The sequence below is a fragment of the Paenibacillus oryzae genome (assembly GCF_001675045.1).
GTDB lineage: Bacteria > Bacillota > Bacilli > Paenibacillales > Paenibacillaceae > Pristimantibacillus > Pristimantibacillus oryzae.
Map to the genome: position 1 here is coordinate 16837 of NZ_LYPA01000045.1, position 18902 is coordinate 35738.

Genomic DNA, 18902 nt, shown 5'->3' on the forward strand with positions numbered 1-18902 from the left:
CGCCAGGCCCCTTTCTCTTTAATACGTTTCAAAAAAGTGCGTTTTGCCTTATGATTTTGAACTACTAGCAATGTTCCTGCGTGGTTCATTAACAAAACGCTTAATCAGTTAACTCTCTGGGAACACGGAGTATTTCCGAAGCTGCTTCCATTAACTCTGGACAGAAGTAATAACCTTTAATTCCTACAATACTGTTATCCTCAGTTTCAATTGTGGCTATTTCATTTAAAGCAATTGATATTCCCAACGCATCTGTTTTGAAAAAGGCAACGGCGGTTTTCCCCCAAAGATTGATCATGACGGCCTTAAGGTCGCTTCGTTGATAATGCGAAGGGCTGTGGGATGCCTTCATGATCGTGTCGCGACCAAACTTTTTACTAGACTGTGTTACAAAACTAAAGACAGCATTTTCAGCCAACAAGCTAGCTATGCCATCGAAATTTCGTTCGTTAAAGAAATCCACGTATTTCTCAACCATTTTCGCATCAGGTACGATTATTAACAATATACTAACCTAATGTTCATTTTTTTCAATTATACAAATCATATGGAGACACTTACAATGAAATTAATCAAATTATGGAATAAGGAGGATGTTCAACATGGAATTAAGAAACAAGATTGTTCTCATTACAGGCGGGGGCACTGGTATTGGTAGAGCAACCAGTCTCATGTTAGGTAAGCGGGGAGCCATCGTTGTCGTGAATTATTCGCGTTCCCTGGTCGATGCCGAAGGAACCGTTCAGTTAATCAACAACCAAGGTGGGCGAGCTGTAGCGATTAAAGCAGATGTTTCGCAAGACCATGAAGTTCGGAATATGGTCGACACTATAGTTCAACAATTCGGAACAATTGATTTACTTGTCAATAACGCCAGTATTACCAGACATATTCCAATGGACAATCTGGAGGCGGCAACCGAAGAAATATGGAATGAGATGTTTGATGTCAATGTGAAAGGGATGTTTTACTGTGCAAGAGCTGTTACCCCTTTCATGAAGAAGCAGACTGGTGCAATCGTCAATCTGGGGAGCATAGCTGGTCAAACAGGATTAGGCTCCTCCCTTCCCTACGCCGTATCCAAAGCAGCCGTCCATGGACTTACGAAATCCTTAGCGCGTGCACTCGCTCCTACTATAAGAGTTAACTGTATCGTGCCTGGAGCCGTTGCGACAAGGTGGTGGACTGGGAGGGAAGAGCAAATGAACAATCTCGCTCCCAATCTTCCTTTACAGCGCATTTCGACGCCTGAAGATATCGCTTCAATGATCTGCATGGCCTTGGAACAGGAAGCAATGACCGGTCAGATCATAACTGTAGACAGTGGTCAAACCTTATAAATCAGACATCACTTACCCAATTGTCATTAAATACCATGCCCATTTCTGTCAACACCTGCCTTGGTGGGTGAATTTACAAGGGGTGATTTCACAAATGATGAATGAATCTATTAATTCGTTAGTCAAAGTGTATGAGTCGCACAGAGACCCGCAAACTGCTAAATCAATGGCGGCATACATGAAGAATCAATTCCCGTTTCTCGGAATAAAGACTCCTCTTAGAAGAGAAATCTTAAAAGATTTTATGGTAACCAATCCACCCAATAAAGATTGGGTGCCCCTACTATGGAATCTTCCCGAAAGAGAATATTTATGTGTTGCCATTGATATTTTAAGCAAAATCAAAAAAACATTAGAAGCAAATGACATTATTCTTATTGAAAATTGCATCGTTACTAAACCATGGTGGGACACCGTGGATGGTCTTGCTACGAATATTGTTGGATACCTATTCAAAAAATATCCATCGCTACAGGAACAGTACTCCATAAAGTGGAATCATTCCGATAACATATGGCTAAACCGAACCGCAATATTATTTCAACTTCACTATAAGCAAGAAACGAATGAAACCTTGCTTTACAATTTTATTTTAAACCATGCTTCATCTTCAGAGTTTTTCATCCAAAAAGCAATAGGATGGGCCTTAAGAGAATATTCTAAAACCAATAGTGCATCTGTCGTGGAATTTATCCATAATCATGATTTGAAACCTTTAAGCAAGAGAGAAGGCTTAAGATGGTTGAACAAAAGAACAATTAACTAAACATATTGATTGAAGGCCTCTCCAGAGACTCTGCAGCAGAATTATGTTCAGCGGGTTAGAATGTCGACACAACGCGGACAACCGCCCTTGTTTAGGGCGGTTTATTGACCAGCTGGCGCTTTTTCAGCCAGTTTTTGGCTCCACGGGAACCGCATCCAATCAGCCTTTGACCGCGCCGGCGGCTATTCCTTTAACAATATGCTTTTGCATGACAATAAAGAAAATAAAGATCGGCACCAGCGTAACTACCGTAAGCGTCATAAACATCGGCCAGTCAACGGTAAATTCGCCTTTGGCCTTATAGATTTGCAGAACGAGCGTGGACTTGGAGGACGAATTCAGGAACAGCATGGGCGCCAAAAAGTCGTTCCATATCCACATCGTCTGAAAAATAACGCTTGTAATCGTAATAGGTTTAAGCAGAGGGAAGATGATTCGCCAGAAGATTCCCCATATGCTGCAGCCGTCTATAACGGCAGCCTCGGATAACTCCCGCGGGATCGTCTTCATATAACCCGACATCAGGAAAAACACAAATACAGAGCCGCTCATATACAGAACGATCAAACCGACTATTTTGTCGATCAGATTCAAATCGCTCATGAGCTGGAATAACGGAATAAGCGTCGCCTGGAAAGGAATCATAAATCCGGCAAGCAAATAAACCGTAGCGATACGTGTCAGCCGGTTTCCGTTAAATACAACTGGGTACGCCCCCATCGCGCCAATCAAAACGATAAACAATACAGCAAACAAGGTGATGGTTACGCTATTTACGAAGCTGCGCAGGATCGCTGTTTCCTGGAATACCTGGACATAATTCGTAAAAATCCACTTTGACGGCAGGGACATCGGATTTTTTGCAGCGTCCTGCATCGTTTTGAACGTATTGACGATGATCAAATAAAACGGGAAAAACGCAATGAATCCGGCAGGGAGCATAAGAATATCGAGAATCCACAGCCGCTTGTTGGAGTTCGTCATTGTATGCCTCGCTCCCTTCGTTGCATGACCGTAACCTGGAAGATAGCGATTGCCAGCACGATCAGGAAAAATACGATCGACATCGCCGATGCAAGGCCGTATTGCGCTTCCGTTATGCCTCTTAACATAATGACCTGAGTAATGGAGTAGGTTTCAAAGCCCGGTCCGCCCTTGGTCAACGCAAATGGAATTTCAAATACTTTAAGTCCGCCCGTCAGCAGCAGCATGACGCTAATCGTCATGGCCGGAGCAAGCAGCGGCAGCGTAATAAATCGAACCTGCTGCAGACGGCTTGCACCGTCAATGGAAGCAGCCTCGTAATAATCCTTTGGAATGGATTGCAGAAAAGCCAGATAAAGCACCGCATGCCACCCCGTAACCGCCCATGTCGCCACAACAATGGTTGACAGCTTGGCGAGCAGCGGGTCAGCCAGCCACGGCTGCGGCCCGATATTAAACAGCTCTCTGAGGATAGTGTTTAATACACCCGAGCCGATGGGCGCAAGGATAAAGCCCCAAATGTAGGCAAGCAGCAATCCGCTTGGAATCGACGGAAAGAAAAAGATAGCCCGATGCACATTTCTTGTCAGAAACTTTTGATCCAGAATCATAGCAAGCGGGATAGCCAGCACTGTTACGAGCAGCGCTTTGGCAAACGTAAAAAACAGAGTATAAGAAATAGCGGAAGTAATAGCATCATCAGCAAAGATCATGACATAGTTTTTTATGCCTACAAAGTCGTAAACTTTGGAATAGCCGTTAAAGTTAGTGAAGCTGAGAAAAAAAGCCTTGATCAATGGAAAGATCGTAAACAAAGAATAGATGGCCAGAATCGGAAGCAAAAATAATAGAAATTGCAGCTGCCGGGCATATTTGGTCATTACTTGCCTCCTAACATCAAACGTCATGACTTAACATGGTTGAATGGGTAATTAGTTGAAAAGAGGGGTTGTCTAAAAAGTCATGTGGAACGAATAACTGTTCAGCAAAGAGATCGGACGGGAAAGGGTGTCTTGAGGGCGAGTTTTTTTGTCCGCTTTTACCCACTAAAAAATAGGATCAAAATACAGCGGACAAATAGGTTTGAGCTTCCAAGACACCCTTCCCCTCAACATAATTGGTTTCCGTTTATTTATTGTCCATTTCCTTAAGCTTCTTATCCAGAGCTTCCGTTGCCTGCTCCGGTGTAATTTTGTTTACTGCGATATCCTGCAGCCCAACCAGGAACTGGTTGCGCAATGCTTCCTGATGTCGCTCCCACGATACCATAGGCAAATAGATGCGTCCTGCCATCAATCCGTCTCTGTATGCAGGCTCATACGCTGGATGCACCTTTGTTTCATAGCCATGAGCGGTAATAATTCCACCCGTGCCTTCCTCGAATTTTTGCAGACCTTCTTGCGTTGACATATATTCCAGGAACAGCAAAGCTTCCTCTTTGTTTTTTGTTTTGCTGTTTACGGCGAAGCCAACGCCTGGCGCCCCGTTAAAGTACTTGTTGCCCGGCTCTTTGCCTGGAATCGCCATGATTTCAAAGTCGATGTCCGGGTTGATTTTTTCGACTGTAGCTATATTCCAAGGACCGCCCGGGAACATGGCCACGTTGCCCAATGCGAATTCGTTCATAACCTGATCGCTTGTCATTCCGATCATGTCCGGCGTCAGAATCTTGTTGTCGATCAGGCCTTCCTTCCACATCGTCAGCACTTCGGTCCATCCATCTGCAAAGGTTTTTTCGCCCTTGAACAGCTTTTCGTCAAACGACGGGTCCTTCGACAATACATTGCTGCCAAACATGGCGGAATGAATGATTGTAATATCATGCATTCTGTCATACAGCGGGAGAATGCCCGCTTCCTTGAGCTTCAGACAAGCCTGAATGAATTCATCCCACGTTTCCGGCAATTGAGTAATACCGGCCTTTTGGAACAGCTCCTTGTTGTAGAACAAGCCGCCTGCCCATCCCGATTGTGTAAAAGCGTACGTTCTTCCGTCTTTGCTAAGCATCGGCTTGTTGCTGTCCAGCATGACAGACATAAACGGCTCGTCGGTCAAATCAAGCGCGTAACCGCCGTCAATAACTTCGTTGCGGTTTTCCGCGGCGATGATGAAGATGTCAGGCGCCGAATCGGACAACAGCATCGTTTGCAGCTTGGCGATGTAGTCGGCTACCGGCGGAGAGAATTGAAAATCAAAGGAAATATGCGGATATTTCTTCTTAAAGCCGTCTATGACCGGCTTCATCTCATTTTCATTGTTCCAAGAAAGAATGCTCAGCTTAACCGATTTTGGCGCATCCGAGCCTTTGGAAGCTTCGCTGTTGTTGCCTTCATTTTCTGAGCCGCCGCATGCCGCGAGCACGAAAGACAAACAAAGAGTCGTAATTAACACCCATATCGTTGGTTTTTTCATGTCTGCTTTACCCCCTATTGAGATGATTAAATGTAAGCACTTACATTATCAGTATAGTGACATTTTGCACTGATCTGAATTCATAATGTTGCATGGTTTATTGTCAATTGTTGCGCTCTTCACTCCGCCGATCCATTAGAGGGAATGGTTGAGACGCGATATTCCTTGGGGGTAACGCCATAATATTTTTTGAATGCCCGGCTAAAATGACTTTCATCCAAAAAGCCGGTCAGCTCCGCGATTTGGCCATTTTTCCAATTGGTCCCCACTAGCAATTCGGCCGCCTTCTCGATACGCACCTTGATGACGTATGCCCAATAATTGACGCCAAATTCCTGCTTGAATGCCCGGCTTAGCTGATACTTGTCAATGTCAAACCGCTCCGCCACGGATTGCAAGGATAAATCCTCCCGATAGCTGCTGTCTACGTAGGGTTTAATTCGCCACACCTTTTCCTTCAGTTTGGAGCCAGATTCAGGGCTTCTTACGGCCTGCGCGCTGTCCTCGATTAGCTGCGGCAGAAACGCGGCGTCCTGAGCAATTGCACTAATGCCGATGGACAGCTTGCGCGGAGGCGAGGCTGAAGCAGCCTCGGCAAGCATGGATTGACTGCAAGCACGCAATCGGGTCTCGGTCAATTCGTCCCGTCCGCCAACAAGAACAACCATTTCCTGCTTCGATCTGCAGCCAGCTATGCAGTTGATGCTTTTATCCGCATACTCCTGCACCCAGCCGGCATAATCGATCTCCAAAGGAGAGTCGTCCACAAAGGTCATAATTGCAAAACGGTCGGCTGCTAGAAAATCAAGGCCTTTCCGGAGGATCGGCAACGATTCCGGTTCCATAGAGCCGGAATAGACAATTCGGCTCAATTCTTCGCAGATCGATTTGCGTATGGAGGAAACGGATTCTTGAATCAGTTCTCCCAGAACCTCTCGAAGCTGCTCGGCATCGACCGGCTTTAGCAAATAATTGGAAACCTGAAGGCGGAGCGCGTCTCTGGCATACTCGAATTGATCATATGCGCTAAGAATGATAGTCCGCGGCATATGAAACGACTGTCGAACCAGCTTCAACGCTTCAATTCCGTTCAAAACCGGCATTTGAATATCCATCATCATAATATCCGGACTGAAGGCTTCCACCAAACGGGCCGCCTCCTCGCCATCATAAGCATGCTGCACTTGCGTAAAACCCATCTCCTCCCAGTCCATCACTTTATCCAAATATCTATGCAAAGAGATTTGATCGTCTACGATAAGCAGCTTCACGCACATTACCTCCCTTTATGCTGTCAGACTATCGGCCATACGACATAAACGGTCGTATACTCCCCGTGCTTGCTTCTAATTTTTAATCCGTAATCCGGACCAAATTTTAATCGAATCCGCTGATTCACATTAAATAGCCCTATGCCCTCCGGTTTAGCATTTTGAAGATTTAATTGTCTGGTTAATTGACGGCATTGGCTTTTGGTGATGCCTTTTCCATTATCGGATATCGCAACCATGATCCCTTTTTTGACGGCCACGACGCTGATTGTCATTTTTGCTGAATGCGGCTTTTCGCCGAATCCGTGAACAATTACGTTTTCCACAAGCGGCTGTAAAATAAGCTTAATCGTTCTATGCTTTAATAAGGATGGGTCCGGTATGCGAAACGCTATATCAATTTGATCATCATATTTTTTATTCAAAATATACAGATAGTCCCTCACATTCTGGACCTCCTGCTCCAGCTCCACCATCTCTTCCGATTGCTTCATGGAGTACCGCAGCAGACTGCTTAACGAAAGAATCAATTGGTTGGAATCCTTCGTATTGCCGCATACGATTTCGGTTTGCAGCAATTGAAGCGTATTAAATAAAAAGTGGGGGTTGATTTGCGATTGCAGCGTTTTGAGCTCCACTTCCTTTAAAGCGATTTCCGACCGGTAATTTTGTTGAACCAGCGTACCAATCCGGATGACCAGCTCCTTGAACTTGTTGCCGATCAGATCCAGCTCCCGATATTTGTAGCTGTTCGTAATGACGTAGATGCTGTCTCCCCCGATTTTATCCAATGTGGAGAGCAACCGTCTGAACGGCCTGGATATTCGAATGGTAATTAATATAGAGATGAGCAAATTGAGCAGCAGGCAAAAATAAATAAAGCCGATCAGGTTGGACTTTAGCGGGTCCGCTTGGCGGCTGATGACCGACATCGGAATCGTCGAGATCATTCGCCAGCCCTTAACGGCGGTAGGGTGAAAAATGACAAGTGTTTCCTCCCCTTCTATCTTCGTAACGAAGCTTCCGGAGTCGTCGGCATAAATTTGCTGGATGCCCGAAAAATCAAGCTTTGTGCCAATTGCGGCGGCATCCTTATGAACGATGATCGTTTGCTCTGCATCTATCATAAATACGCTTTCATCTCTTAGGTAACTCGTTAATTCAAACATGCCGTTTACTTTGTCCAAATCCAGATTGGCAATGACCGCTCCGATAGGTTTGCGGTTGTAATCCTTGACGGTCAAAGCAATGGACAGCGTCGGCTTGTTGTATTTGGATATATTGGTTTCCGAATAGTAATCCTGCATATGGAGTCCAAGCGTAATAAAGCCTTTGTCCGGAGTCCCCGAAATCGCTTGCTTAAACCAAGACTGTTCAGTAAACCGGTAATCCCAGCGAAGCGATTTTCTGTTGTCCAGATTATTGACGTATCCATTTTTGCCCAGAATCAAAATATCGCTAACCAGAGATTGCAAGGAGGATACGCCGAAGGCTACCTCTGCGATATTCCTTTCATGCTGAATGCGCCCTTCAACATCCATTTCTCTGCCCGGATTCATCATGGCGGTCACTGAATAATGGCCGGCCATAAGAACGAGCGGACGAGTCGCCTCTTCCAGATTAAAGCTGAGCCCTCGCGCCGCTTGCTCCATCATTTTATAGCTGTGCTGCGTAATTTCCTTTGTCAGATTTTTTGTCGAATCCCTTACGGACAACAAACCAAGCAGCAGCAGGAGCAGGATATTGACAATGAGATAGGAGAACATAATGGTTCGAATAATCGTTTTTTCCATTACGGAGCGAATCAAAGATTGAATGGCATTGCGCATAGATGAAAGCTCCCCCCAATAGCACGCAAATGGATGCAGAAGGGACTGCCCGAAAAGTCTGTTACGGTAAATAATGATTCAGCAAAACCAGTCCCTGCTGAAAAAAGGTGTCTTGGAAGCTCAAACAAAGCGGACAAAAAAACTCGCCCTCAAGACACCCTTTCCCCTCCGGTCCTCTCTGCTGAATTATTATTACTTCCGCTAGACTTTTCGGACAGCCCCTGCTTAACAGGACATGTCGGTAACCCCAGAACTATTCATTCAATGAAGGCTCCTCATGCTCCTTATATTGGAAATAGTCGAAGTCGGCATAATTGCGTTCGCCGCTTAAGTCCTGGACGCACAGCCCGATAAAATTACCCGTAAATCGAATGTAATCCCCATATTCATCGGATAGATGGCTTACATCCAGCTCCGGCCCGATTTTGTTCCATTCCCCGTCCTGCACCGCGTACATAAATGTCGCTTTTTCGCGTTCAAGTCTGACCTTCAGCCGATAGGCTCCTTCTCCAAGCGGAATATCGCTGTCCAGAATTTCATTATAGACTCCGTTTATGGACTGAATGATTCCTATACAGACTCCAATTTCCTCGTGGTGGGTTACGCGCAAATAGACATAATCCCGAGTGTCGTAATACAGGATCAAACCCGCCATTTGCTGATAATGCTCCGGGCGAAACTCCATAGCCGTCTCCGCCTCGCAAAACATAGACTGCTGCCTGCGCGCTACAAGGCTTTGTCGATGCGTCGAGCTCATGGATTCCTGGCCCCAGAGCCGCAGCCAGCCCGGTCTAGCCGTTAAGGATAACCAATCGGGACTTGCAGGTATGCGAAGCGTGCTCCATTGCAGCCCAAGCTCGGCCCGGTCAAAATGGTCCAGGCCAGGCTCTGCCTGGAATGGATGAAGCGGCAGCTTTGGCGCTTGCACAACAGCCTGCGGATTAGCTCCTCCATCCACCGCAAGCCAGTCCTCCTCCGTCCAATGACAGCGCTGGATGGCGGTTTCCCTGCCGAGCATGCACAGCTTATCCTTTACGGGACGGCCAACGAGATGCACCATGTACCACTCGCCGTTTTGCGTTTCAACCAGCGATGCGTGTCCTGCTTTCTGCAGCTCCAGCTCCGGCTTCCCTGCAGACGTCAAAATCGGATTTGCAGGATCAACCTCATAAGGTCCCTCGATATGACGGGAACGAGCCATTGTTACGGCATGCTCGTATTGCGTTCCTCCCTCAGCGGTCAACAGATAATAATAGCCATTCCGTTTGTATAAATGAGGTCCCTCAGTAAGTCTAAGGCTCGTGCCGCGGAAAATATTTCTTTTTGGACCAATCAATCTTCTCTCTTCCTTGGAATATTCCTGAAGAATAATGCCCGCAAAGGAATTGGTTCCTTTCCTATGGTCCCAAATCATATTAACGAACCACTGGCGCCCATCTTCGTCATGAAACAAGGAAGGATCGAAGCCGCTGCTATTCAAATAAATGGGCTCCGACCATGGCCCCATAATATCCTCGGCCGTCACCATATAATTGTGCGTATCCTTGAATGCGCCCATCCGGCTCTTTACATCCGTATATATCAAATAGAAGGTGCCTTCATGGTAGCTCAGACATGGCGCCCATGTGCCTCCCGAATTGATATTGCCTTCCATATTCAACTGAGAGGTACGCGTCAATATCGAGGTAAGCGGACGCCAATGCACCAAATCTCTGGAATGGTGAACGAGCACGCCGGGAAACCATTCGAAAGTCGAGGTCGCAATGTAATAGTCATCTCCTACTCGCACGATAGACGGGTCGGGATGAAATCCGCGCAGGATTGGATTTGCAATCATTTTTTTGGCCCTCCTCTCTATTCTGTTTAGCCCTTGATAATCGCTTGGCCTTCTTCTGTATTCATTCCCGCTTCCAGCAGCTTGACGATTCGATCAACATCATATACGCATCCCCGCCACGTGCCGCCGCTCGCCGCTTGCAGCGCCGCCCATAGACGCGTATCGTCCGGCAGCGCAGGATCTTTTGCAAGCTCGGGATGGGGGGCTCTTGAAGCCAGTATCTTTGATCCCGCTTCGGAATCCTCCGGATTTTCGCCGCTGCCCACCATCTCCACATGCCCCTCCAACCGGCGCAGGTCAATGCGGATATCAATCCAATCGCCATCGCGGAGTTTTCCAACAGGACCACCGGCGAGGGCTTCGGGTCCGATATGCCCGATGCAAGCGCCGGTTGATACTCCCGAGAAGCGTGCATCCGTAAGCAAGGACACTTCTTTGCCGTACGACAGATGCTTAAGCGCCGAGGTCAGCTGATACGTCTCTTCCATTCCAGTGCCGGATGGGCCGCGCCCGATAAGGACCATAATATCTCCGGCGGCAATGCCTTTGGTCTTGATCGCACGGATCGCGGCTCGTTCCGTTGTAAACACTTTTGCCCTGCCGACATGACGGAAAACGCCGTCCGCGTCCACCTTGGACGGATCAATCGCCGTCGATTTAATGACGGAGCCTTCGGGACATATATTGCCGGTCGGGAAGGTCACCGTCGAACTCAAGCCTTCCTGCTTGGCGCGTTCCGGGCTAAAGATCACGCGGTCGGGGTTAATCCCTTCGTTCTCCAGCAAATGCCGCCGCATGCGATGGCGTCTTTCCGACGACTCCCACCAATCCAGCGTTTCGCCTATCGTATGGCCCGTTACCGTAAGCGCTTCCTCGTCCAACACGCCAAGCTTGCGCATATGCAGCATAACCTCGGGCACGCCTCCGGCTAGGAAGGCTCTTACGGTTGGATGATGCTCGGGACCATTGGGAAGCACGCTGACCAATCGCGGAACGGAGCGATTTATTTCTGCCCAATCCGCAACCGTCGGCAAAGTAAGCCCGGCCGCATGAGCGATGGCAGGGATATGGAGCAGCAAATTCGTCGAGCCTCCGAAGGCCGCATGAACGGCCATTGCATTGCGAATGGAACGGTCCGTTATGATCATTCCAGTCGTCACTCCGCTTTCCGCCATGCCCAGAGCGGCCCTTGCGGATTGCTTCGCCATTTCCTTCCACACCGGCTGTCCTGACGGCGCCAATGCCGCATGAGGAACGGTCATGCCAAGAGCCTCGGCAACAACCTGCGCTGTTCCCGCCGTACCAAGAAACTGGCAGCCCCCGCCAGGCGTTGCGCAAGCGCGGCAGCCAAGCTCGGCCGCTTCCTCAAGCGATAGCTCTCCATTGGAATATCTAGCGCCAATGGTTTGAATTTTGCCCGCATCCTCGCCATTTGTCGGCGGGAGCGTAACGCCGCCCGGAACGATTACGCCAGGGAGATTGCTCATGCCCGCAAGAGCCAGCATCATGGACGGCAGTCCCTTGTCGCAGGTTCCTACACCCAATACCGCTGAACGCTGCGGCAGCGAACGAATAAGACGCCTTAATACCATGGCGGCATCGTTGCGGTACGGCAGCGAATCGAACATGCCTGTCGTTCCTTGGGAACGGCCGTCGCAAGGATCGCTAACAAAACCGGCGAAGGGAACGCCGCCGCGGCTAGTAATTTCTTCGGCTGCGGCCTTCATCAGAATCCCGACTTCCCAATGTCCGGTGTGATAGCCCAGCGCTATGGGACGGCCATCCTCCTCCCGGATTCCGCCCTGCGTTCCCAGAATGAGAACCTGCTTTCCAAGCAGGTTCCCGGGGTCCCATCCCATACCGACATTTTGCGTTAAGCCGAACAGGTCGCCGCTAGGCGAATCCCGCAGCATATCCGGGGTAAGCGGCAAGGAGCCGCTTGGTCCCGGAGCATGCGTATAAATATCAAAATAAGTATCGGAGTCATTCCCCATTATCGTCTCAAAACCCGGATTCATATGACCTCACCCGCTCCTAGTGTTATGACTCTTCTGCTCGCTATGAGTTAATGCGTTAAGACTTGATAGGTTAAGGCTTCATGCGTTAGGGCTTAATATGTTATGACTTTATGCATTAAGGCTTAATAAATACGGTTTTGATCGAAGTGTAGAACTCAATAGCCGCTTGCCCTTGCTCTCTGGAATGGGAGCTGGATTGCTTCATGCCTCCGAACGGAGCTTGCAGCTCAACACCGGCTGTTTCCGCGTTTACGCGGACAAGTCCCGCTTCCATCTCTTGAACAAACAACATTGCGTTGCCGATGTTGCGAGTATAAATCGATGCGCTAAGACCATAATCGGTATCGTTCGCAAGCTCTATGGCTTCCTGCATGTCATTCACTTCAATCAACGTAAGCACAGGCCCGAATATTTCTTCCTGAGCAATCGACATTCTGGAGGTCACTTTATCAAAAATAGCCGGAGTCACATAGAAGCCATCGGCTAAATCGCCATCCGCTGGTCTTGTGCCGCCATGCAGCAATACCGCTCCTTCTTCCACACCCTTGTTGATGTAAGACAATACCGTGTCCATTTGCTTTTCGTTCGCGCAAGGCCCCAGCCACGTTCCGCTATCCAGCCCGTTTCCAACCTTCAGCTCCGCAACCTTTCCAAGCAGCTTGGACTTGAACTCCTCGTATACATCCTTCTCCACGATGACCCGGCTGGTCGCCGTACATTTTTGACCCGTTGAACGAAGACCGCCGCTGATCGTTGCTTCAACTGCCAAATCTAAGTCCGCATCCGCAGCGATAATAATTGGATTTTTGCCGCCCATCTCAAGCTGGTATTTCGCTCCACGCGCCAATGCCGCTTGCCCGACCGCTTTTCCTACCGCATTTGAGCCCGTAAAGGTGATGCCGTTAATATCCGCATGTTCAGCAATTCCCTGGCCAATAACGCTGCCGCTGCCTACGATCATATTCAGCACGCCAGAAGGCAAGCCCGCATCATGGAAACATTGCATTACTTTAGCCGCTGTCACCGCCGTTTCTGTCGCCGGCTTCCATACAACCGAGTTGCCATAAATAAGTGCGGGAGCAATCTTCCAAATTGGAATGGCAACCGGGAAGTTCCAGGGGGAAATGACCCCTACCGTTCCAATCGGCGATCTCGTTGTATACAAGAAAGCATCGGCATCGGAGGAAGGAATAACATCTCCGATTTTACGCATGCCTTCTCCAGCGTAGTAGCGAAGAATAGCGACGCCGCGCGCGGTTTCTCCTTTGGCCTCGGGCAATGTTTTTCCCATTTCCATGGTCATTGCTTCGCCGATTTCATTCGTTCTGCTCTCCATAATATCGGCAACCTTGAACAGAAAATTGCCGCGTTGCACACCGGCGAGCTTGCGCCATGCCAGCTTGGCTGCCTTAGCGGCGGCCACGGCATCCTCTAGGTCCTGCTTGGACGAATCCGGGATGATGCCTACGATTTCATTTTTATTGGCCGGATTGATGCTGTGCTGCGTTTTGCCGTTTTCGGAGTCTCTCCATTCGCCATTAATATAGTTACGATATACCGGGGTTGAGTTAGTCATAAATGATCTCTCCTTTAATGGTTGTTTACTTTAATGGCTCAAACCAGAAATCAGTGCTTGACTTGGGCCGAAATGAAACGCTACGTGACAAAGGGGTCTTTCCCTAGCTCATAATAGCCGTATTCACTAGCGTTCCAAGTCCGGTAATCTCTATTTCAATCCGATCTTGGGGCGCAAGCGTGAATTTATTCGGCGGAACGATGCATGTACCCGTAAGAAGCACAGTGCCGCCAAACACAATGTTATCTCTGCGCAGGAAGGAAACAAGCTCTCCCAGCTTGCGCTTCAGTTGTCCGGTGCTTGCCGATTGATCGACGACCTTTTCGTCATTTCTATAGATTCGCAAAGAAATTTGCAGCTGATAGGGGTCTTCCACCGTTTCGGCTAATCGAATAAATGGTCCAATAGAGCAGGATTGCTTCCACACCTTGGCTTGCGGAAGATATAACGGATTTTCCCCTTCAATATCCCGGCAGCTCATATCGTTGCCGATAATGTACCCCACAATATCGCCGCGGCTGCTCAATACCAGTCCCAGCTCCGGCTCGGGAACCTGCCAATTGGAATCGTTTCTTAAGCAAACCTGATCCAGATGGCCGACTGTGCGGGCTGCCGTCGACTTCAGGAACAGCTCCGGTCTTTCCGCATCATAAACCTTGTCATAATAGGTGGTGGCATCCATTTTGCCCGCTGTCGCTTCATAGTTTCTAGCTTCCTTGCTGTGCGCATAGGTTACGCCGGCAGCCCATACCTCAGGAGCTTCAACGGGAATCAGTAATTCAAGGCTTTCCAATGCTGCGTCCAGCGGCTGAGCAGAACGGATCTGCTGATTTACATCTTCAAGCGGCGTTGCCCCCGTCTTTTCTACTCGTTCAAGAAAGGAGATAAAGTCCGAATCACTTAACGCATATACCTCATCCTCATCCGTTACTGCTGCCAATCGTTGTTCCGCGCCATTTTGAAACCGGATAATTCTCATTTTAACAACTCCTCGTTTTATAATATAAAACACCGTTCTCATAATAGGACAAAGATTGATCAGTCTGTTAGGACGACTGGATCTATCTTGAACTAGTCCAAGAACTAGTGACGATACCCTAATTGCCTGGAAATTTCGCTTGTTGCCTGTCGAAGCAGCTCGATTAAGCGTTCCAGCTCATCATCGTCAACATGCGCTACCATTGTAGACACGCTCATTGCCGCGATCACTTGCCCGTTGTGATTGAATATCGGAGCGGCGGCGCACCGGACTCCCGGCTCATTCTCTTCATTGTCGATGCCGTAGCCTTGCTTCTCGACCCTCTTCAACTCTTCCAGAAAACCATCGACGCTATCAATCGTTTTATCCGTATGCTTGACGAACGTATACCCTGCCAGCATCCGAGCCTGCTCATCGCCAGGCCGAAAGGCCGTCAACACCTTGCCAACCGCGCTGCTATGCAAGGGAACTCTGCGACCGATACGCGAATACCGAATGGCTGCCTTTTGCCCTTCCACTTTATCAATATATATGCCTTCAACGCCATCCATAATAACCAAATGCGTGGTTTGGCTAGTTGCAATAGACAAAGCTCTCAGATGAGGTCTGGCAATTTCCACAATATCGAATTGCTTGAGAAGCAGCTCCCCCTTCTCTATGAACCTTATCCCAAGGCGGTACTTCCCGGATTCCTGGTCCTGGACAATATAGCGGTGAATTTGAAGCGTTTTCAACAACGAATGCACCGTACTCTTATGCAAATTCATGGCTGCGCTTATTTCGGACAGCTTATACTCCTTGTGCTGCTCGTCGAATAAGTCGATAATTTGTAATGCTCTATCCAAGGCCTGAATAATTGGCATATCCCTCTACTCATTTCCCTCCCAGCATTTGTTTTATATTATAAAACAAGGTATTGTAATCTCGACAGTTCTATCATAGCAGACACTAATTTCTATGTCTATCCTGTGTTAGCTGAACATCACGTTCTCGAAGTGTGTTATCAAGGAATCCAGCGGATTTCCGATTTTCACATTTAACTCTCGCTCAACCATAGCGGCTGTTTCCACCATAGATAATTGAGCAACAGAAATTTTCTTATTTTTTTCCGATGCAAGTATCGCCTTTATGTACGTTGACACTTCTTCTACATATTGCTCTGTTTTGCCTTGCATGATTAACTCAAATGTATTCTCTATGACACGTGCCTCAATAGTACCAAGCGGCTTATTATGGATAGAAGCAAATTCATTAAGCCTTCTCATTGTCCCTTCGACGGTTGCTGGATTGGTGAATAGAAGAACCTGTGGTTCAGTACTATTGCAGACAGAGCTAAAGAAAGGCTCGTCAATTTTTATGATAGGAATAGATGTATTCAGCCGATTCTCTTCAAGAAGAGCAATATAATTAGTACATGTGATCAGAATAGCCTCAACGTTAGCTTGAGCTATCCATTCGATTTGCTCGATAACTTTATTTTTGGCTTTACCTTCATCAAAATGTTTATCTGATGAAATTCTGCTCATCAAACCAGGATCCACAAAATGAACCAATTCCAATTCATCAGAGGCAAGAGCGTTTTGAATATACGGGATATTTGAATAGTGGGCGTGTAAACAAGCAATTCTTTTCATTGTGAAATGATCTCCTTAAACCGTATTTTAGTCCCTCATAAAGTCGAGATGCTTAAACCCCCAGCTACACATATCCGTCAACACCGGGTCCAGCGTTTTTCCATGCGCGGTTAATTTGTATTCCACCTTAGGAGGAATCTCCTGGTAGACACGACGTTCAACTAGCCCATCCCGTTCCAGCTCCCGAAGCTGATTGGTAAGCATACCTTGTGTGATTAAAGGAAGCATCCGCCTCAGTTCACCAAATCGCTTGGTCCCCTCATGCAGCAATATAAATAAAATTAAAGGCTTCCATTTGCCTCCAATTACTTCCAATGTTGCTACTATACCATCCGTCGTCTTATCGTCCTGGGCTCCTAGCCGCAATAGGATCAACTCCTGACCATTGTAAGAAACCGCGCTCCTTCATCACAATAGTAACAAAATATCTCCGATCCAAACAGTACTCCTTTTTCACGTACTTAGTACGTTGCTGCGGACTATGCACCGATGGTTCTGCACCAATTAGGGTCACTATGGTCTGTTATAAAGGACTAAGTATGAATAAAAAGCGTACTTGTTAAATTCCTAAAAGCGCGGATAATTAGGGCAGTGAAGCAGCAGGACGTTAGCCAAAGCTGAAAATCAAACTATGTGTAAGGGAAGATGCTTATGAAAACAATGGTAATTGTAGCCCATCCAAACCTGAGCGATTCCGTGAAAAACCAAGCGCTTCTGAGCGAATTGAGAAAACTGCCCGATACTCACATTCGCGATTTATATCAAGAGTATTGTAATTGGAGCATCAACGTCGAACGAGAGCATCAATTGTTGTTGGATCATGACCTGATTATTTTTCAATTCCCATTTTATTGGTACAGCTGCCCGCCTCTTTTAAAAAAGTGGTTTGACGATGTGCTGACATTTGGTTGGGCGTTTGGACCGGAAGGCGAAAATATGAGGGGCAAAGAATTTATGATCGCTACGACAACAGGCGGCTCAGAAGGCGAATATCGTGCTGGCGGCCGCAACTGGTGCACCATCAGCGAATATATTCGGCCAATTCACAGTACCATTGCCCGTTGTAACGGCACGTTCCTGCCCCCCTTTATATCCTACAACTCATCTGCTGAGGCCCTTAAGGAAGACGCAAAGCGATATGTGGAGGTTGTCCGTTATTCTCAGATGAAGCTCCCACAATGAAAGGTGAGGTCTAGCATGCCTTTATCTTTAAGTCTCGACCTTGAACGACTCAGAAACTAGTTGGAGTCCTGCTGCTTCAGCCACCTCAAAATAGCTTGGTTTGTTTCCTCCGGCTTTTCTTGCTGAATCCAATGACCGCAATCCAGATTAACCACCCGAGCATTAGGGACAAACTCTTTTAGCTTTTCAAATTTCGGAATCATATCCCTGTCGCCGTAGATCATGAGGGCTGGATGTTGGATGATTGGGTTAACACTTGCCAACAAGCGCCAATTGCGGTCAAGGTTCCTGTACCAATTAATGCTTCCCGTGAACCCCGATGCTTCAAAGGCGGAGACAAAAACGGCCAGCTCGCTATCGCTCATCAAGGGTTCGCCCAGCGGAGCTTCTGCATTGGCAAGATTGATCATCATCATTCCCGGCTCTGGTTGTTTTAATGGTTCGTTTTTTCGGTACAGGTTGCGAAGAAAACGAAACGTATTGTTATCCAATACGGTGTCCGCGACGCCTGGCTGCCGATTGAAGTGGACAAAATAGTAGTCGCCGCCAAGCAGCTCTTCCATAAGCTCAATCCATGGTTTTTCTCCGCGCTCCTGATAAGGCAAGCTTAGATTTATCACTTTGTTTACACGGTCTGGATGCAATAAAGTCAGCCCCCAAACGACCATTGCACCCCAATCATGGCCAACAAAGGTTGCATCTTTGTACCCGTAATAATCGAGAAGCGCGATAAGATCGCCCGACAAATGTTCAATGTCATAGTCGGTTACTTCGGCCGGACGGGAGGAGTTGCCGTAACCCCGCTGGTTTGGAACGATAACATGGTAGCCGACTGCGGCAAGGGCGGCCATCTGATGGCGCCAAGAAAAGGCATGCTCTGGCCAGCCGTGACAAAGGACAATAGGTTTTCCGGCATTTTCCCGGCCTGCCTCAAAGACTTCAAGCTGTACACCATTAACAGAAATAAGGACGGGCTTGGGAAACTCGATTGAATTCAGCAATGTTTTTCCTCCTTAGCTTTTATACATGAAGTATAACGGGCAATAGGCGACATCATATTGTCGCCTTTCTGAA

At 47.7% G+C, this 18902-nt stretch carries 17 protein-coding genes; 3 read left to right on the top strand and 14 right to left on the bottom strand.

From position 1 onward, the window contains the following. Window positions 1-100: 100 nt before the first annotated feature. A complete protein-coding gene (locus A7K91_RS07965) occupies window positions 101-505 on the bottom strand; it encodes a nuclear transport factor 2 family protein (protein ID WP_156739409.1) in 405 nt (134 codons plus the stop codon). Window positions 506-602: 97 nt separating this feature from the next. Here A7K91_RS07965 and A7K91_RS07970 point away from each other — a divergent pair, with 97 nt between their 5' ends. Both A7K91_RS07970 and A7K91_RS07975 read left to right on the top strand, forming a co-directional pair. Then, window positions 603-1340, top strand: coding sequence for an SDR family NAD(P)-dependent oxidoreductase (locus tag A7K91_RS07970; RefSeq protein ID WP_068681446.1), 738 nt, complete (start codon window positions 603-605; stop codon window positions 1338-1340). 94 nt (window positions 1341-1434) lie between these two features. Beyond that, window positions 1435-2106 (top strand): DNA alkylation repair protein, encoded by a 672-nt coding sequence (locus A7K91_RS07975; RefSeq protein ID WP_245697342.1) that lies wholly within the window; start codon window positions 1435-1437, stop codon window positions 2104-2106. Window positions 2107-2265: 159 nt separating this feature from the next. Here the strand turns inward: A7K91_RS07975 and A7K91_RS07980 are convergent, their stop codons facing one another. The 12 genes from A7K91_RS07980 to A7K91_RS08035 all read right to left on the bottom strand — a co-directional run bounded on the left by A7K91_RS07980 (window position 2266) and on the right by A7K91_RS08035 (window position 17012). Continuing rightward, the gene (locus A7K91_RS07980) at window positions 2266-3090 is read right to left on the bottom strand and encodes a carbohydrate ABC transporter permease (protein ID WP_068681448.1); all 825 of its coding nucleotides are present in this window, start codon (window positions 3088-3090) and stop codon (window positions 2266-2268) included. Beyond that, on the bottom strand, window positions 3087-3971 hold the full coding sequence (locus A7K91_RS07985; protein WP_068681450.1) for a carbohydrate ABC transporter permease: 885 nt from the start codon (window positions 3969-3971) through the stop codon (window positions 3087-3089). The genes A7K91_RS07980 and A7K91_RS07985 overlap by 4 nt, the downstream gene beginning before the upstream one ends. 247 nt (window positions 3972-4218) lie before the next feature. Next, a complete protein-coding gene (locus A7K91_RS07990; RefSeq protein WP_068681452.1) occupies window positions 4219-5502 on the bottom strand; it encodes an ABC transporter substrate-binding protein in 1284 nt (427 codons plus the stop codon). 119 nt (window positions 5503-5621) lie between these two features. Beyond that, a complete protein-coding gene (locus A7K91_RS07995) occupies window positions 5622-6773 on the bottom strand; it encodes a response regulator transcription factor (protein ID WP_068681454.1) in 1152 nt (383 codons plus the stop codon). Between the two features lie 23 nt (window positions 6774-6796). Beyond that, a complete protein-coding gene (locus A7K91_RS08000) occupies window positions 6797-8602 on the bottom strand; it encodes a cache domain-containing sensor histidine kinase (RefSeq protein WP_068681457.1) in 1806 nt (601 codons plus the stop codon). A gap of 253 nt (window positions 8603-8855) precedes the next feature. Beyond that, window positions 8856-10439, bottom strand: a complete 1584-nt coding sequence (locus A7K91_RS08005) for a glycoside hydrolase family 43 protein (RefSeq protein WP_068681459.1) — start codon at window positions 10437-10439, stop codon at window positions 8856-8858. A gap of 26 nt (window positions 10440-10465) precedes the next feature. Further along, window positions 10466-12457 carry a YjhG/YagF family D-xylonate dehydratase gene (locus tag A7K91_RS08010; protein WP_068681461.1) on the bottom strand — a complete coding sequence of 664 codons (1992 nt, stop codon included), beginning with the start codon at window positions 12455-12457 and terminating at the stop codon, window positions 10466-10468. Between the two features lie 115 nt (window positions 12458-12572). After that, entirely contained in the window at window positions 12573-14033 is a 1461-nt protein-coding gene (gucD, locus tag A7K91_RS08015; RefSeq protein ID WP_068681463.1) for an alpha-ketoglutaric semialdehyde dehydrogenase GucD, read from the bottom strand. Window positions 14034-14136: 103 nt separating this feature from the next. Next, complete coding sequence (locus A7K91_RS08020) at window positions 14137-15012, bottom strand: fumarylacetoacetate hydrolase family protein (RefSeq protein WP_068681465.1); 876 nt, start codon at window positions 15010-15012, stop codon at window positions 14137-14139. 104 nt (window positions 15013-15116) lie between these two features. Next, entirely contained in the window at window positions 15117-15875 is a 759-nt protein-coding gene (locus A7K91_RS08025) for an IclR family transcriptional regulator (RefSeq protein ID WP_068681467.1), read from the bottom strand. Window positions 15876-15983: 108 nt separating this feature from the next. Further along, window positions 15984-16646, bottom strand: coding sequence for an aspartate/glutamate racemase family protein (locus A7K91_RS08030; RefSeq protein WP_068681470.1), 663 nt, complete (start codon window positions 16644-16646; stop codon window positions 15984-15986). Window positions 16647-16673: 27 nt separating this feature from the next. After that, window positions 16674-17012: a winged helix-turn-helix transcriptional regulator gene (locus A7K91_RS08035; RefSeq protein WP_068681472.1), complete on the bottom strand. Its 339-nt coding sequence runs from the start codon at window positions 17010-17012 to the stop codon at window positions 16674-16676. A 285-nt stretch (window positions 17013-17297) separates the two neighbouring features. Here A7K91_RS08035 and A7K91_RS08040 point away from each other — a divergent pair, with 285 nt between their 5' ends. After that, the gene (locus A7K91_RS08040) at window positions 17298-17828 is read left to right on the top strand and encodes an NAD(P)H-dependent oxidoreductase (protein WP_068681475.1); all 531 of its coding nucleotides are present in this window, start codon (window positions 17298-17300) and stop codon (window positions 17826-17828) included. A 56-nt stretch (window positions 17829-17884) separates the two neighbouring features. Here the strand turns inward: A7K91_RS08040 and A7K91_RS08045 are convergent, their stop codons facing one another. After that, window positions 17885-18829: an alpha/beta fold hydrolase gene (locus A7K91_RS08045; RefSeq protein ID WP_068681477.1), complete on the bottom strand. Its 945-nt coding sequence runs from the start codon at window positions 18827-18829 to the stop codon at window positions 17885-17887. Window positions 18830-18902: the final 73 nt, after the last annotated feature.

Bases quoted from the DNA above. Each gene is read 5' to 3' on its own strand.
- A7K91_RS07970 (WP_068681446.1), top strand. From the start codon at position 603: ATGGAATTAAGAAACAAGATTGTTCTCATTACAGGCGGGGGCACTGGT.
- A7K91_RS07975 (WP_245697342.1), top strand. From the start codon at position 1,435: ATGATGAATGAATCTATTAATTCGTTAGTCAAAGTGTATGAGTCGCAC.
- A7K91_RS07980 (WP_068681448.1), bottom strand. From the start codon at position 3,090: ATGACGAACTCCAACAAGCGGCTGTGGATTCTCGATATTCTTATGCTC.
- A7K91_RS07985 (WP_068681450.1), bottom strand. From the start codon at position 3,971: ATGACCAAATATGCCCGGCAGCTGCAATTTCTATTATTTTTGCTTCCG.
- A7K91_RS07990 (WP_068681452.1), bottom strand. From the start codon at position 5,502: ATGAAAAAACCAACGATATGGGTGTTAATTACGACTCTTTGTTTGTCT.
- A7K91_RS08000 (WP_068681457.1), bottom strand. From the start codon at position 8,602: ATGCGCAATGCCATTCAATCTTTGATTCGCTCCGTAATGGAAAAAACG.
- A7K91_RS08005 (WP_068681459.1), bottom strand. From the start codon at position 10,439: ATGATTGCAAATCCAATCCTGCGCGGATTTCATCCCGACCCGTCTATC.
- A7K91_RS08010 (WP_068681461.1), bottom strand. From the start codon at position 12,457: ATGAATCCGGGTTTTGAGACGATAATGGGGAATGACTCCGATACTTAT.
- gucD (WP_068681463.1), bottom strand. From the start codon at position 14,033: ATGACTAACTCAACCCCGGTATATCGTAACTATATTAATGGCGAATGG.
- A7K91_RS08020 (WP_068681465.1), bottom strand. From the start codon at position 15,012: ATGAGAATTATCCGGTTTCAAAATGGCGCGGAACAACGATTGGCAGCA.
- A7K91_RS08025 (WP_068681467.1), bottom strand. From the start codon at position 15,875: ATGCCAATTATTCAGGCCTTGGATAGAGCATTACAAATTATCGACTTA.
- A7K91_RS08030 (WP_068681470.1), bottom strand. From the start codon at position 16,646: ATGAAAAGAATTGCTTGTTTACACGCCCACTATTCAAATATCCCGTAT.
- A7K91_RS08040 (WP_068681475.1), top strand. From the start codon at position 17,298: ATGAAAACAATGGTAATTGTAGCCCATCCAAACCTGAGCGATTCCGTG.